This is a genomic window from Paroceanicella profunda, from assembly GCF_005887635.2.
In the GTDB taxonomy this organism is placed as follows: Bacteria; Pseudomonadota; Alphaproteobacteria; order Rhodobacterales; family Rhodobacteraceae; genus Paroceanicella; species Paroceanicella profunda.
In genome coordinates this window covers 2,606,190-2,620,993 of sequence record NZ_CP040818.1, presented here as the reverse complement: position 1 = coordinate 2,620,993, position 14,804 = coordinate 2,606,190, and the positions used below count along the sequence as shown (strand labels likewise).

Sequence of the window (14,804 nt, the reverse complement as noted above, 5' to 3'; positions counted from 1 at the left end):
TCGGGGCGCATGGCACGAACCACCACACAATTCGTCTGCTCGGCCTGCGGCGCGACCTACAAGAAATGGGCCGGGCACTGCGAGGCGTGCGGCGCGTGGAATTCCATTCACGAGGAGGCGGCGCTCTCCGCCGCCGGCCCGGCGAAGAAGACGCTCGGCGCCGGCCGCGGCAAGGGGATGGCCCTGTCCTCGCTGGCGGAATCCGAGGCGCCGCTGCCGCGCACCGTCTCGGGCATCGGCGAGCTGGACCGGGTTCTGGGCGGCGGGCTGGTTCCCGCCTCCGTGGTGCTGGTGGGCGGAGACCCGGGCATCGGCAAGTCCACCCTGCTGCTGCAGGCCGCCGCCGCCTTCGCCAATGCCGGGGTGAAGACCATCTATGTCTCGGGGGAGGAGGCGGCCGCCCAGGTGCGGATGCGCGCGCAGCGCCTCGGCCTCGGCGCCGCCCCGGTCTCGCTCGCGGCGGAGACCAACCTGCGCGACATCCTCACCACGCTCGACGCCGAGCGCCCGGGCTTCGTGATCATCGATTCGATCCAGACCATGTGGGCCGACCATGTGGAGAGCGCGCCCGGCTCCGTCTCCCAGGTGCGCGCCGCCTCCCACGAGCTCACCAGCTTCGCTAAGCGCCGCGGCATCTCCGTGGTGCTGGTGGGGCACGTGACCAAGGACGGCCAGATCGCCGGGCCGCGGGTGATCGAGCACATGGTCGACACCGTGCTCTACTTCGAGGGCGAGCGCGGCCACCAGTACCGCATCCTGCGCGCGGTGAAGAACCGCTTCGGCCCGGCCGACGAGATCGGCGTGTTCGAGATGACCGGCGCGGGGCTGGCGGAGGTGCTGAACCCCTCCGAGCTGTTCCTGTCGGAGCGCGACCGGCCGGCCTCCGGCTCCGTCGTCTTCGCGGGCATCGAGGGCACGCGGCCGCTCCTTGTGGAGATCCAGGCGCTGGTCGCGCCCTCCACCCTCGCCACGCCGCGCCGCTCCACCGTGGGCTGGGACGGGGGGCGGCTGTCGATGATCCTGGCGGTGCTGGAGGCGCGCTGCGGCGTGGGCTTCGGCGGGCTGGACGTGTATCTCAACGTGGCCGGCGGCATGCGGGTGTCCGAGCCGGCGGCGGACCTCGCGGTGGCCGCGGCCATCCTCTCCGCCCGGCAGGACCTGCCCATCCCCACCGACACGGTGGTGTTCGGGGAAATCTCGCTCTCCGGCGCGCTGCGCCCGGTCTCGCAGGCCGACCAGCGCCTGAAGGAGGCGGCGAAACTGGGCTTTGCCTCGGCCATCGCGCCTTCCAAGATGAAGGTGCAGGCGGAATCTGGCATCACTGTGCAGCGAATCGACGACCTTGCGGGTTTTGTCGAGACGGTCTTCGGCGCAGTCGAGTAGAACACCCCCGGACGGGTGCTCCCCGGCGCGGGCGCCGGGCACCGCCGGGACTTCCCCGCGAGGGGCCGCCGGCGCGGCCTTCCCCGGGGGTGGATGAGGACGCGGACGGGCCGGGTCACCGGCTTCGACAGGTTGGCATGCGGTGCTGCGGGCTGGGACCCGCACCCGGACAAGGACAGACGGGGGCTTCTCCATGGACGGATTCACTATCGCCGACGGCGTGGTGCTGCTGGTGATCGCGGTATCGGCGCTGCTGGCCTATTCACGCGGCTTCGTGCGCGAGGTGCTGGCCATCGCCGGATGGGTGATCGCGGCGATCGTGGCCTTCTATCTCGCGCCCACGGTGGAGCCGCTGGTGCGCGAGATCCCGGTCATCTCGGGCTTCCTCTCCTCGTCCTGCCAGTTCTCGGTGCTCGCGGCCTTCGCGGTGGTGTTCGCGGTGGCGCTGATCATCCTGTCGATCTTCACGCCGCTCTTCGCCTCCATGGTCCAGAACAGCGCCATCGGACCGGTGGACCAGGGGGCGGGCTTCCTGTTCGGCCTGGCCCGCGGCGTTCTGCTGGTGGTGGTGGCACTTGTGGTGTATCAGTATCTCAATCTCGATTTTCCCCAGATCGACGGGTCCCGCACCGCGGTGTTTCTCGCCGATGCCCGGGACCAGCTCCGCGCCGAAGTTCCCACCGAGACGCCCGGCTGGCTAGACACCCGCTACGACCAGCTCTTCGGCACCTGTTCACAGTAATGCGACCGGGGGGTCGTGACACTCCCCCCGACCCCCTATATAAGCGCCTTCGTTCACGACTGATCCCGAGGGTCCCAGGATGTCCGAGCTTCCCCGTCACCCGTTCGATGACGACAAGCTGCATGAAGAATGCGGTATTTTCGGCGTCGTAGGTGTGCCCGACGCGGCGAATTTCGTCGCTCTCGGCCTTCACGCCCTTCAGCACAGGGGGCAGGAGGCGGGAGGAATCGTCTCCTGGGCGCCCGAACTGGGCTTCTCCTCCGCCCGCCGCTTCGGCTACGTGCGCGACAACTTCACATCGAAGACGCTCATGGACACCCTGCCCGGCTCGCTGGCGATGGGCCACGTGCGCTACTCCACCGCCGGGCACAAGGGACAGACCGCGATCCGCGATGTCCAGCCCCTGTTCGCCGAATTCGCCATGGGCGGCTGCGCCATTGCCCATAACGGCAACCTCACCAATGCCGAGGCGATGAAGCACGAGCTGATCCAGGCCGGCTCCATCTTCCAGTCCTCCTCGGACACGGAATGCATCATCCACCTGATGGCGCGCTCAATCCAGAAGACCATCCCGGAGCGGATGAAGGACGCGCTGCGCCGCGTGGAAGGCGCCTTCTCCGTCATCGCGATGACCCGCTCCAAGCTCATCGGCGTGCGCGACCCGCTGGGCGTGCGCCCGTTGGTTCTGGGCCGGGTCGGAAACGGCTGGGCGCTCTCCTCGGAGACCTGCGCGCTCGACATCATCGGCGCGGAGTTCGTGCGCGAGATCGAGCCGGGTGAAATGGTCATCATCACCCCGGACGGCATCGAGAGCTTCCACCCGTTCGCCCCGGCGAAATCGCGGTTCTGCATCTTCGAATACGTCTATTTCTCCCGCCCCGACAGCGTGATCGGCGGCCGCTCGGTCTATGAGACCCGCCGGCAGATCGGCGTGGAACTGGCCCGCGAGGCGCCGGTGGAGGCCGATCTGGTCTGCCCGGTGCCCGACAGCGGCACGCCCGCCGCGATCGGCTTTTCGCAGGAAAGCGGCATTCCCTACGCGATGGGGATCATCCGCAACCAGTACATGGGCCGGACCTTCATCGAGCCCACGGCGGAGATCCGCAACATGGGCGTGCGGCTGAAGCTCAACGTGAACCGCGCCATCATCGCCGGCAAGCGGGTGGTTCTGGTGGACGATTCGGTGGTGCGCGGCACCACCAGCCAGAAGATCCGCGAGATGATTCTCGACGCCGGCGCCAAGGAGGTGCATTTCCGCATCGCCTCGCCGCCCACCTCCTGGCCCTGCTTCTACGGTGTGGACACGCCGGACCGCGAGAAGCTTCTCGCCGCGCACATGACGGAAGAGCAGATGCGCGTGCACCTCGGTGTCGACAGCCTGAAATTCGTCTCGCTGGAGGGGCTCTACCGCGCCACCGGTCAGGAGGAGGGCCGCACCGCCAGCCCGCGCTTCTGCGACGCCTGCTTCTCCGGCGAATACCCGATCCGCCCCTCCGACGTGGTCGACAGCGGCCGGCTGCAGCTCAAGCGCGCCTGATGGCTGAGCGGATTGCCCTCGTCACCGGGGCCTCTCGGGGCCTCGGATTCGCCACCGCCCTGGCCCTGGCCGGGCCGGGCACGCATGTGATCGCCCTCGCCCGCACCACCGGCGGGCTGGAGGAGCTTGACGACGCCATCCGGGAGAAGGGCGGCACGGCCACGCTGGTGCCCATGTCGCTCACCGATGATGCCGGCCTCGCCCGGCTGGGCCTGTCGGTCTACGAGCGTTGGGGGCGGCTGGACCTGCTGGTGCATTGCGCCGCGCAGGCGGCGCCGCTCAGCCCCGTCGGGCATGTCGACGAGAAGGATTTCGACGGCGCCATGGCGCTCAACGCCCGCGCCACCCTGCGCCTGATCGCCATCGCCGAGCCGCTGCTGAAGGCTGCCGGGCCCGGGGCCACGGCGGTGTTCTGCGACGACAGGTCGGCGGGAAAGTTCCACGCCGCCTATGCCGCCTCCAAGGCCGCCGCGCGCGCCGTGGTGGATGCCTGGGCCGCCGAGACCGCCGCCATCGGCCCGCGCGTTGTGACGTTCACTCCCGAGCCGATGCCCACCGCCCTGCGCGGCCGCTTCCGCCCGGGCGAGAACCGCGAGGCCCTCGCCAGCGCCGACAGCCAGGCCGAAGCGCTGCTGGCCGCCCTGAAGGGCTGACCCCACCGCCTGCGGTGACGGGACACACCCCATCGGCCCCGTACCGTCCACCGGCAAGCGCCTGTCCGCCCGCAGGCGTGGCACCCTCGCCCACCGGCAAGGTGTGGTACCGCCGGCCGGAAGATGCCGTTCCGCCGTGAACGCACCGTACCACGCACCTGCAAGGCACCGTGCGGCTCTCCGGTAACGCGCAGTACCGTCCCCCGGCAACGGACCGCATCACCCACCGGAAAGGCACCGTGCGGTTCACCGGCAAGGCGCCGCACCGCCCATCGGCAAGGTGCCGTATCGCCGACACCGCGCCACACCACTCACCGACGAGGCACCGTGCGGCCCATCGGCCACCCGCCGCAACGCCCATCGGCAAGGCACTCTGCGGCCCGCCGACATGGCGCCGGATCTGCGGCCGGCAGGGCCTCCGGCCCTGCCCGTTGTGCCTGCCGCGCCCGGACATGGCCGGGCGGCGCCTTCCGTCTCAGCGCTTGCGCACGAACTCCGTGCGCAGCACCAGGCCCTTGATGGCGTCATGGCGGCAGTCGATCTCTTCCGGGTTCGGCGTGAGGCGGATGGAGCGGATCACCGTGCCTTGCTTCAGCGTCTGCCCGGCGCCCTTCACCTTGAGATCCTTGATGAGGGTGACGGAATCACCGTCCGCCAGCACGGTTCCGGCGGAATCGCGCACCACGGCCACGTCGGCCTCCGCCGCGGCGGCGATCTCGGAGGCGGGTCGCCACTCACCGGTGGTCTCGTCGTAGACGTAGTCGTCATCCTGGTCGGACATGCCGTACCTCGCTTGAATTGCTCTCGTCGGCGCGCCGCAGGCTTCCGCCCCGGCCCCTGAAGGCCGTACCCGAGGGCGGGCGGCAGCACAACACGCCATGTCGGCCCGGCCGTCCCGGCGGCACAGCGCGGCCCGGGCGATGGAGCCCCCTCCCGCCCCGCTTCACGGCGCACTCCCGGCCCGCGGCGCGGCCCGGACCGGGGATGGAGGGGGAGGCGGGAGGAGCAGCCGGCGGCTGCATATTCCGGCTGCAAACGGGATCGCGAACACGGGTCCCTTCGCAGGAGCACCCGGTGGAAGCCGCCCGCGCAGCGGCGCAGGCCGGAGTCGCGCGACGGGAGCCGCTCGCTGCACGGCGCGGACCGGAAGCGCCGCCGCGGAAGCCGCTCGCTGAGCGGCCAAGACTGGAGGCGCCTGGCGGAAACCACCCGCTTTGCGGCTACGGCAGGAGTCGCCCCACGGAAACCGCCCGCCTTGCGGCGAAGGCCAGAGTCGCCCTGTGGAAGCCACCCGCCTTACGGCGACGGCAGGAGCCGCCCCGCGGAAGCCACCCGCTTTACGGCGAAGGCCAGAGTCGCCCCGCAAAAGCTGCCCGCTGTGCGGCGCAGGCCGGAAGCGCCCGGCGGAAGCGGCTCGCTGCACGGCGCGGGCCGGAGGCCCCCGCCGGGCTGCAGATCAGCGCTTGCCGCGCTTCAGGCTGCCGTTCATGCGCTTCTCGGTCTTGCCCTCGTAGGGGTTTTCGCCCTTGCGCAGGGTGAAGCGGATGGGCGTGCCCTCCAGGCCGAAGGTCTTGCGCAACCCGTTCACCAGGAAGCGGATGTAGCTCTCCGGCAGTTCCTCGGGCAGCGAGCAGAAGGCCACGAAGGAGGGCGGGCGCGCCTTCACCTGGGTCATGTAGCGCAGCTTGATGCGGCGGCCGGAGGGCGCGGGCGGCGGGTGTGCCTCCACCTGGCCGATCAGCCAGCGGTTCAGCCGCGAGGTGGAGATGCGGGTGTTCCACGTCTCGTGCACCTTCACGATCGCGTCGCGCAGCTTGTCGAGGCCGCGGCCCTGCAGGGCGGAGATGGTGACAAGCGGCACGCCGCGCAGCTGCGGCAGCAGCCGGGCCAGTTCCTCGCGCAGGAACTTCACCTTCTCGCTCTTGTCGTCCTCGGTGTCCCACTTGTTCACCGCGACGACCACCGCCCTGCCCTCGCGCTCGGCAAGATCGGCAAGGCGCAGGTCCTGCTGGTCGAAGGGGGAGTTCACGTCGAGCAGCAGCACCACCACCTCGGCGAAGCGCACGGCGCGCAGACCGTCGGAGACGGACATCTTCTCCAGCTTCTCCTGGATGCGGGCCTTCTTGCGGATGCCGGCGGTGTCGAAGATGCGCACCTTCGTGCCGTACCACTCGGTGGTGACGGCGATGGAATCCCGGGTGATGCCGGCCTCCGGCCCGGTGAGCAGACGCTCCTCGCCGAGGATGGCGTTCACCAGGGTGGACTTGCCGGCGTTGGGCCGCCCGAGGATGGCGATCTGCATCGGGCGATCGGAATCGTCCTCATGTTCCTCCACATCGGTGACGGCGAACTGCTCGGCCACCGGGGAGAGGATCATCCGCAGGTCGTCCATGCCCTCGCCGTGCTCGGCGGAGAGCGGGATCACGTCGCCCAGGCCCAGCGAATAGGCGTCGAGATAGCCCGCCTCGCCGGCGCGGCCCTCGGCCTTGTTCGCGGCCACGATCACCATCTTGCCGGAGCGGCGCAGGATCTCGGCGAACACCTTGTCGGAGGGGGTGAGGCCGGCGCGGGCGTCGATGAGGAACAGGCACACGTCGGCCATGCTCACGGCACGTTCGGTGAGCGCGCGCATCCGGCCCTGGAGGCTTTCGTCGGTGGCCTCCTCCAGACCGGCGGTGTCGATGACGGTGAAGCGCAGATGGCCCAGCCGCGCATCGCCTTCCCGCAGGTCGCGCGTGACGCCCGGCTGGTCGTCGACCAGCGCGAGACGCCGGCCCACGAGCCGGTTGAAGAGCGTCGACTTGCCCACGTTCGGGCGGCCGACGATTGCGAGGGTGAAGGACATCTGTCTCGTCTTTCCCAAAAAAGAAGCGGCGGGCCGCCGGAGCAGCCCGCCGCCCGTCTACATGGTAGCTGCGTTACTGGAAAGCCAGCAAGTCGCCATCAATCGACATGACATAGAGCTTTCCGTCGGCGATTGCCGGGGGAAGATAGGCGCCCTCGGGCATTTCGACCCGCGAGAGCTCCTGCCCGGTGGCCGGATCGAAGCTCAGCAGCAGCCCGTCGGCGCTGACCACGACCAGCCGGCCGCCGGCCAGAACCGGCCCGCCGTAGCCGATGGCGACGTCACGGTCTTCCGGATCGTCATACTCCGGCAGGTCGGTGCTCCAGATGAGCTGGCCGGTCGCGGCATCGAGGCGCAGCAGCTTCGCCGCGTCCGACAGCACGAAGAGCGAGGAGCCCGCCGGCTGCACCGCGTTGATCGAGCCGTGATTCGCCGTCCAGTTCCGCTGCCCGGTGCGCCGGTCGATGGAGACCAGGCGGCCGGACTGGTTCGCCACGAAGATCGTGTCGCCCACGATCACCGGGTCGCCGGTGATGTCGCCGATGTCCGAGCGCGCGAAGCCGCGGCGGCCGCCGGCGATCGCCGCCGTCCAGATCCGCCGGCCCGAGGCCGCCAGCACGCCGGTCACCTCGCCCGAGGAGAAGGGCAGCACGGCCAGCACGTCGTCCACGGCCGGGCTGGCGCCGCCCATCAGGCCGGTGACGCCGGCAGCGCCCTGCAGCCGCCAGAGGATCTGGCCGGTCGCGGCGTCCAGCGCCACGGCCTGGTCGTCGCGGGTGACGACGAACACCCGGCCGTTCGACACCGTGGGCGCGGAGCGGATGATGCCGCGCACCGGGGTGCGCCAGAGTTCCTCGCCTGTGCCGGACTCGAGCGCGACGACCTGGCCGAAGCCCGTGGTCACGAAGAGCCTGCCGCCGTCGCCGATGGCCAGGCCGCCGCCGTAGCCGTTCTCGCCGTCCTCGCCCTCGGGGGAGACATCCACCCGCCAGATGCGCGCGCCGGCCTCCGAGAAGGCCGTGACTTCCGCGGAACTGTCGAGGGTGAACACCCGCCCGTTCGCCACCACCGGCCCGGAGGTGAGCCGCGAGGCGCCGTTGCCCGAGCCCGCGTCCGCCGACCAGGCGAGCCGGAGCCCGGAGCCGAGGGCCGCGTGCGGCTGCACATGGGTGGCCGTGCCGTTGCGCTGGGACCAGGAATTCACCGGCACCGCCGGCGGCAGCATGAGCGGTGGCGGGGCGGCCATCGGGGTTTCGGCGACCTCGGCGCGCACCGGGATGCGCGTTCCGGGCAGGATCTCCTCGTCATCCCCGAACCAGCCGCAGCCGGCCAGCGCGGCGCAGAGTAGTACTCCCGAAAGCGTCGCATGGCCTCGGCGGGGAAGCCCCGGAAGCCGGTTGGCAAAGCTCATGCTGCTAAACTCCTGTCCTTCATCTTGCCGCGCAACTTAAAGCGCTCAGCCCGCACGGTCCAGTGATCCTCCGATTGCCTGCAACAGGGCCGCGGCCCGGCCGCGCAGGCCCTGCGATGCCTGGGGGTCGGCCATCGCGGCGCCGAGGTCGTCCCGCGCGCCGTCCGGGTCTCCCGCCTCGATGCGCGCCACGGCCCGCATCTCCAGCGCCACCAGGCGGAAGGGGGCGTCCGGGCCGACCAGAAGTTCGAGCGTGCCGATCCGCTGCTCCGGCGTCAGGCCGTCGCGCTGGAGCGAGAGTTTCTTCAGCGTGGCCGCGTCATGGTAGATCTGACCGGCCGCGCCCGCGGCGATGATCGTGTCCAGCATGGCCACGGCCGCGTCCGTCTTGCCGGACTCCGCCAGGGCCTGGGCCTTGAGGAACGCGACCGCGACACCGCCGTCCACCGCGTCGAGCGCCGTCAGCCGCGCCTCGGGGTCCTTCGCCTCCAGGGCGGCGGCGATGGCCGCGCCGCGCGCCTCGGCCGCGGCGGTCTCCTGAGATTTGCGCCATTCGTTCCAGGCGGAAGCCGCAACCAGCAGCACGAGCGCCGCGATGACATAGGGCCCCCACTTGCGAAACAGCCGGAAAAGCCGCTCGCGCCGGAGTTCATCGGACACTTCGTCGATGAAGGAATCAGTGTCGCTCACGCCGTACCTCGCTGCCAGAAAATCCGCGCGGACCCTACAGCGCCGCGCGGGCAATTGCCAATCCCAAAGCAGTGCGCGCCCCGGGAGCGGCCGCGGCGCGGCCCCGGCCCGGGGCGCCTGCGAAGAAATTCGCGCCGGAAACCGGTCCGCCGCGCGTATCGACACGTACCCGTTCCGGGGCCGGACATGGCCGGCCCCCGCCACCCGGCCGCGTCACCGCGCGACGTTGACGGATGCGTGAGTTTTTCCCATGTCTGTGGCGTAGAACTCCGCGCGGCGCGGCCCCCGCCCCGCGCCGGATCCGCCGACGATCGGAGAGAAGGCCATGCGAGCGATCCCGCTGTTGACTGCCCTGCTGGTGGCCCTCGCCTTCGGCCTGTGGATCTTCGGCCTCGGCGCCGGCCCGGCGGAGACCGCCCAGAACCTGCCGCCCCCGGCCGACGCCGCCCCGAAGGACCAGCCGGTGTCCGTGGTGGTGCGCCGCTCGCAGGCCGAGTCGGTGCGCGACGTGATCATTCTGCGCGGCCGCACCGAGGCCTTCCGCAAGGTCGAGGTGATGGCGGAGACCTCCGGCCGGGTGATCTCGCGGCCGCTGCGCAGCGGCGCGCAGGTGGCGGAGGGCGACAGCCTGTGCCGGATCGACCCCGGAGAGCGCCAGGCAGCGCTGGAGGAGGCGCAGGCCCGGCTGGAGGATGCCCGCATCCGCAACGATGCGGCCACCAAGCTGGGCGACTACGCCGCCGAGACCACCCGGCTTGCCGCCCGGGCCGCGCTCAACTCCGCCGTCTACGCGGTGCGCACGGCGGAGCTGGAGCTGCAGCGGCTCGACATCCGCGCCCCCTTCGACGGGCTGCTGGAGACCGACACCGCCGAGCTGGGCTCGCTGCTGCAGCCCGGCGCGCTCTGCGCCACGGTGATCGCGCTCGACCCGATCAAGCTGGTGGGCTTCGTGCCGGAGAGCCGCGTGGGCCGGCTGCATGCCGGCGCCCCCGCCGGCGCCCGGCTGATCGACGGCCGCGAGGTCACCGGCACCATCACCTTCCTCTCGCGCTCGGCCGACGAGACCACCCGCACCTTCCGCGTGGAGATCACCGTGCCGAACCCGCGCTGGGAGATCCGCGACGGGCTCACCGCCGAGATCGGCATCCCGCTCGCCCCCCGGCAGGGCCACCTGCTGCCGCAGCGCGTGCTCACCCTGGACGACCGCGGCCGCATGGGGGTGCGGGTGGCCGAAGACGGCGTGGCCCGCTTCGTGCCCGTCACCGTGATCCGCGACGCGCCGGAGGGGCTGTGGCTGGACGGGCTGCCGGCCACGGCGGAGGTGATCATCACCGGGCAGGAATACGTGAGCGACGGCCGCGCGCTGGACGTCTCCTACGAGGCGGCCGCCGGCGGGCCGGACGCCGCGGCCGCCCCCGCGCCGGGCCCCGCCCCCGCGCCGGAAGCCTCCCCCGCACCGCCGGCCGCGCCGGACCCGCAGGCCACGCCCGCGGCGCCCGTGCAATGAGCGGGGCGGCGCGATGACCGGGATCGTTGACTGGGCCGCTGCCCGAGCGCGGATGATCGCCGCCTTCATCCTGCTCACCATCGGGGCCGGAACGCTGGCCTATGTCGGGCTGCCCAAGGAGGGCGAGCCGGACATCGACATTCCCATGCTCTTCGTCTCGGTGCCCTTCCCCGGCATCTCGGCGGAGGATGCGGAGAAGCTCATCGTCCGACCGCTGGAGACCAAACTGCGCGATGTCGAGGGGCTCGACAAGATGACCGCGACGGCAATGGAGAATTACGCCTACGTGATGCTCCAGTTCGAGTTCGGCTGGGACAAGACCGCCACGCTCGCCGAGGTGCGCGACCGGGTGAGCCAGGCCGAGGCGGAGTTCCCGGACGGCGCGGATGCCACCAACATCCTGGAGATCAACTTTTCCGAATTCCCCATCCTGGTGATCTCGCTGTCCGGCGACGTGCCCGAGCGCACGCTGTTCCGCATCGCCAAGGAGATGCAGACCGGCATCGAGGGCCTGCCGCCGGTGCTGGAGGCTGGGCTCGCGGGATACCGCGACGAGATGCTCGAGGTGCTGATCGACCCGCTGAAGCTGGAGAGCTACAACGTCACCGCCGACGAGCTGATCAACGCCGTCACCTCCAACAACCGCCTGGTGGCGGCGGGCGAGGTGGAAACCGGCTCCGGCGCCTACTCGGTGAAGATCCCCTCCTCCTTCGAGACCCCGTCGGACATCTACGACATCCCGGTGAAGGTGAACGGCGACCGGGTGGTGACGCTGGCCGATCTCACCGACATCCGCCTCTCCTTCGAGGACGCGGAGGGCACGGCGCGCTTCAACGGCAAGCCCACCGTCTCGCTGCAGATCGTCAAGCGCAAGGGCGAGAACCTGATCGACACCGTGGCCGAGGTGAAGGCGAAGACCGCGGAGATGATGGACGGCTGGCCGCCGGAGCTGCGCCAGGCCGTGGATGTCTCCTGGTCGATGGACGACAGCACCCGGGTGGGGGCGATGGTCGACCAGCTGGAAAGCTCGGTGCTCACCGCCATCGCGCTGGTGATGATCGTGGTGCTGGCCTCGCTGGGGCTGCGCTCGGCGCTGCTGGTGGGCGTGGCGATCCCGGTCTCCTTCCTGCTCACCTTCGCGGGGCTGGCGGTGTTCGGCATGTCGATCTCCAACATCGTGATGTTCGGGCTGATCCTGGCCGTGGGCATGCTGGTGGACGGGGCGATCGTGGTGGTGGAATACGCCGACACCCGCATGGGCGAGGGCCAGGGCCCGATGCGCGCCTTCACCGAGGCGGCGAAGCGGATGTTCTGGCCGATCATCTCCTCCACCGCGACCACGCTCTGCGCCTTCCTGCCGATGCTGTTCTGGCCCGGCATCCCGGGCGAGTTCATGGGGAACCTGCCGGTCACGCTCATCTTCGTGCTCTCCGCCTCGCTTGTGGTGGCGCTGATCTACCTGCCGGTGATGGGCGGGGTTGCGGGGCGCATCTCGCGCGTGCTGGAGGGCGCCTCGGCGGGGCTGCGCGCCCGCGCGCCGCTGGTCCTGCGCCTGCTGCTGGTGGCGGCGGCCGGGGCGGCTATGGTCTGGGCGCTGCTGGGGCTCGCCCAGGGGCGGATGCCGGCGGCGATGGCGCTCACGCTCTTCGTGCTCGCCTGCCTCGGCCTGGCGGTGGCCGGCGGCAGCCTGCGCCGGCAGGCGCCGATGGGCGCGCCGGCGCCCGCCTACCGGCGCAGCGCCTTCGGCCACGCGGTGCATTTCCTCACCGCGAACCCGGTGATGCCCTTCGTGTCCATCGCCGCGGCGGTGCTGATGATGGTGGGCACGATCAGCTATTTCAGCAGTCATTCCAAGGGTGTGGAGTTCTTCGTCGATACGGAGCCGGAGCGGGCCGTGGCCTATGTGCGTGCCCGCGGCAACCTCAGCCTGGACGAGAAGGACCGCCTGGTGCGCCTCGCCGAACGCGCCGTGGAGGGGGTGGACGGGGTGGCCTCCGTCTTCGCCTTCGCCGGCAACGGCGGCCTGAACCAGGACCGCAGCGGCGGCGAGTCCCCCGCCGACGCGGTGGGCCAGGTGCAGATCGAGCTCGCCCCCTGGGACAGCCGGCGGCCCGGCAAGGAGATCCTCGCCGAGATCAACCGCCGCCTCGCCACCATCCCCGGCGTGCTGAGCGAGATCACCGTGCAGGAGATGGGCCCGGCCAGCGGCAAGCCGGTGCACCTGCGCCTGATGGGCACCCGGCTGGAGGACATCGCCGAGGCGGTGCGCGTGGTCGAGGCGCGGATGAAGGAGCGCCCCGGCATCATCGGCGTGGACGACACCCGCCCCCTGCCCGGCATCGACTGGCAGATCGACGTGGACGTGGAGAAGGCCGGCCGCTACGGCGCCGATGTCACCACGGTGGGCATCATGGTCCAGCTCGTCACCCAGGGGCTGCTGCTGGACACCATGCGCACCGAGACCTCCGACGAGGAGGTGGAGATCCGCGTGCGCTTCCCGCCCGACCAGCGCCTGCTCTCCACCCTGGACGGGCTGCGGGTGCGCACCGCGGCCGGGCTGGTGCCACTGTCGAACTTCATCACCCGCACCCCGGTGCAGAAGCTCGGCCAGATCGACCGCTACAACACCCGGCGCTACTACGACGTGAAGGCCGACGTGGCCGAGGGCGCGAACGCGAACGAGGAGATCGACCGGCTGACAACCTGGCTCACCGAGGACCGCCCCCTGCCCGCCGGTGTCACCTGGGAGTGGACGGGCGACCGCGAGGAGCAGGAGGAGAGCCAGGCCTTCCTCGGCCGCGCCTTCCTCGGCGCGCTGGGGCTGATGTTCGTGATCCTGCTGGCGCAGTTCAACTCGTTCTACAACTCCGCGCTGGTGCTCTCGGCGGTGATCATGTCGGTCACGGGCGTGCTGATCGGGATGCTGGTGATGGACCAGGCCTTCTCCATCATCATGACCGGCACGGGCATCGTGGCGCTGGCCGGCATCGTGGTGAACAACAACATCGTGCTCATCGACACCTTCCAGGAGTTCTCCCGCCAGATGCCGGTGCTGGAGGCGATCACCCGCACGGCGGAGGCGCGCATCCGCCCGGTGCTGCTCACCACCATCACCACCATGGCCGGGCTGATGCCGATGATGTTCGGCATGAACGTGGATTTCGCCCATGGCGGCTATTCGGTGGACGCGCCTTCCTCGATGATGTGGAAGCAGCTCGCCACCGCCGTGGTCTTCGGGCTGGGCACCGCCACGGTCCTCACCCTGATCGTCACTCCGGCGGCCCTGGCCGCGCGCCACTGGGTGGGCCGGGGCGCGGGCCGGCTGCTCGGCCTCACCCCGCGGGCCGAGCGGGACCTGCGCCGCACCGCTGCCGGCACGCCGGCCGGCGACATCATCTGGCCCGACACCCCGCGCCCCGCCCCCGGCCGCCTCGACGCGGCGGAATGACCCCCGCCGCGCGCCCCGCGAAAGGAGACCTGCAATGCCCCCCGCCGACACCGATCCCCCCTTCGACGGCCCGCCCCTGCGCGACGCCCGCTTCACCCGCTCGGACATGGCCGGCGCCCGGTTCGACGGCGTGAACCTCGCCGGGGCGGAGTTCCACGCGGTGCTGAGCGGCGCGCGCTTCGGCGACACCAATCTCTCGATGGCGAAGTTCGACGACGTGAATCTGTGCCAGGCGGAATTCACCAATGTGACGCTCGCCGGGGCACGGCTGCATGACGTGAACCTCTCGGGCGCCGCGATCAGCCACGCCACGCTCGCCGGGCTCACCATAACCGGGGCGACGCTGCGCGATGCGGAGATCCGCGACTGCGACCTCAGCGGGATGACGATCGACGGCGTGCGCGTCTCCGACCTCTTCGCCGCCTGGACCCGCCTGCGCGAAGCCGGCGAATGCGGCCCGCCCGACGAGGACTGAGCCACCAGCCCGAGCGAGCCGCAAGCCCCCGCCGAACCCGCATACGTCTGCCTCCCCTACAGGCTGCCGCCGGACGCGCAGGCTTCCGCCGGACGCGCAGGCTTCCGCCGGAC

General features: G+C 70.9%; 11 protein-coding genes. 7 read left to right on the top strand and 4 right to left on the bottom strand.

Features of this window, described 5'->3' with window-relative positions; all coding sequences use genetic code 11:
• Positions 1-9 precede the first annotated feature (9 nt).
• The 4 genes from radA to FDP22_RS11675 all read left to right on the top strand — a co-directional run bounded on the left by radA (position 10) and on the right by FDP22_RS11675 (position 4,315).
• Positions 10-1,383 (top strand): DNA repair protein RadA, encoded by a 1,374-nt coding sequence (gene radA / locus FDP22_RS11690; protein WP_138573155.1) that lies wholly within the window; start codon positions 10-12, stop codon positions 1,381-1,383.
• 193 nt (positions 1,384-1,576) lie between these two features.
• On the top strand, positions 1,577-2,125 hold the full coding sequence (locus tag FDP22_RS11685; RefSeq protein ID WP_138573153.1) for a CvpA family protein: 549 nt from the start codon (positions 1,577-1,579) through the stop codon (positions 2,123-2,125).
• 79 nt (positions 2,126-2,204) lie between these two features.
• Entirely contained in the window at positions 2,205-3,662 is a 1,458-nt protein-coding gene (purF, locus tag FDP22_RS11680) for an amidophosphoribosyltransferase (RefSeq protein WP_138573151.1), read from the top strand.
• Positions 3,662-4,315, top strand: coding sequence for an SDR family NAD(P)-dependent oxidoreductase (locus FDP22_RS11675; RefSeq protein WP_138573149.1), 654 nt, complete (start codon positions 3,662-3,664; stop codon positions 4,313-4,315). The genes purF and FDP22_RS11675 overlap by 1 nt, the downstream gene beginning before the upstream one ends.
• Before the next feature lie 475 nt (positions 4,316-4,790).
• Here the strand turns inward: FDP22_RS11675 and FDP22_RS11670 are convergent, their stop codons facing one another.
• The 4 genes from FDP22_RS11670 to FDP22_RS11655 form a co-directional block, all read right to left on the bottom strand.
• Positions 4,791-5,096 (bottom strand): alkylphosphonate utilization protein, encoded by a 306-nt coding sequence (locus FDP22_RS11670; RefSeq protein ID WP_138573147.1) that lies wholly within the window; start codon positions 5,094-5,096, stop codon positions 4,791-4,793.
• A gap of 675 nt (positions 5,097-5,771) precedes the next feature.
• Positions 5,772-7,160 carry a ribosome biogenesis GTPase Der gene (gene der / locus FDP22_RS11665; RefSeq protein ID WP_138573145.1) on the bottom strand — a complete coding sequence of 463 codons (1,389 nt, stop codon included), beginning with the start codon at positions 7,158-7,160 and terminating at the stop codon, positions 5,772-5,774.
• Positions 7,161-7,233: 73 nt separating this feature from the next.
• Positions 7,234-8,571 carry an outer membrane protein assembly factor BamB family protein gene (locus FDP22_RS11660; RefSeq protein WP_138573143.1) on the bottom strand — a complete coding sequence of 446 codons (1,338 nt, stop codon included), beginning with the start codon at positions 8,569-8,571 and terminating at the stop codon, positions 7,234-7,236.
• Positions 8,572-8,616: 45 nt separating this feature from the next.
• Positions 8,617-9,261 (bottom strand): hypothetical protein, encoded by a 645-nt coding sequence (locus tag FDP22_RS11655; protein WP_138573141.1) that lies wholly within the window; start codon positions 9,259-9,261, stop codon positions 8,617-8,619.
• Between the two features lie 325 nt (positions 9,262-9,586).
• Here FDP22_RS11655 and FDP22_RS11650 point away from each other — a divergent pair, with 325 nt between their 5' ends.
• From FDP22_RS11650 to FDP22_RS11640, 3 genes are read left to right on the top strand one after another with little or no spacing between them, the layout of a single operon-like run.
• Complete coding sequence (locus FDP22_RS11650) at positions 9,587-10,768, top strand: efflux RND transporter periplasmic adaptor subunit (protein WP_138573139.1); 1,182 nt, start codon at positions 9,587-9,589, stop codon at positions 10,766-10,768.
• 13 nt (positions 10,769-10,781) lie between these two features.
• On the top strand, positions 10,782-14,216 hold the full coding sequence (locus tag FDP22_RS11645) for an efflux RND transporter permease subunit (RefSeq protein WP_138573137.1): 3,435 nt from the start codon (positions 10,782-10,784) through the stop codon (positions 14,214-14,216).
• A gap of 34 nt (positions 14,217-14,250) precedes the next feature.
• Positions 14,251-14,691, top strand: coding sequence for a pentapeptide repeat-containing protein (locus FDP22_RS11640; protein ID WP_138573135.1), 441 nt, complete (start codon positions 14,251-14,253; stop codon positions 14,689-14,691).
• The last annotated feature ends 113 nt before the right edge of the window (positions 14,692-14,804 follow it).

What these genes read in the sequence shown, in the direction of transcription:
- FDP22_RS11675 (WP_138573149.1), top strand. Translation starts at nt 3,662, where the DNA reads ATGGCTGAGCGGATTGCCCTCGTCACCGGGGCCTCTCGGGGCCTCGGA.
- FDP22_RS11650 (WP_138573139.1), top strand. Translation starts at nt 9,587, where the DNA reads ATGCGAGCGATCCCGCTGTTGACTGCCCTGCTGGTGGCCCTCGCCTTC.
- FDP22_RS11685 (WP_138573153.1), top strand. Translation starts at nt 1,577, where the DNA reads ATGGACGGATTCACTATCGCCGACGGCGTGGTGCTGCTGGTGATCGCG.
- FDP22_RS11645 (WP_138573137.1), top strand. Translation starts at nt 10,782, where the DNA reads ATGACCGGGATCGTTGACTGGGCCGCTGCCCGAGCGCGGATGATCGCC.
- der (WP_138573145.1), bottom strand. Translation starts at nt 7,160, where the DNA reads ATGTCCTTCACCCTCGCAATCGTCGGCCGCCCGAACGTGGGCAAGTCG.
- purF (WP_138573151.1), top strand. Translation starts at nt 2,205, where the DNA reads ATGTCCGAGCTTCCCCGTCACCCGTTCGATGACGACAAGCTGCATGAA.
- radA (WP_138573155.1), top strand. Translation starts at nt 10, where the DNA reads ATGGCACGAACCACCACACAATTCGTCTGCTCGGCCTGCGGCGCGACC.
- FDP22_RS11640 (WP_138573135.1), top strand. Translation starts at nt 14,251, where the DNA reads ATGCCCCCCGCCGACACCGATCCCCCCTTCGACGGCCCGCCCCTGCGC.
- FDP22_RS11660 (WP_138573143.1), bottom strand. Translation starts at nt 8,571, where the DNA reads ATGAGCTTTGCCAACCGGCTTCCGGGGCTTCCCCGCCGAGGCCATGCG.
- FDP22_RS11670 (WP_138573147.1), bottom strand. Translation starts at nt 5,096, where the DNA reads ATGTCCGACCAGGATGACGACTACGTCTACGACGAGACCACCGGTGAG.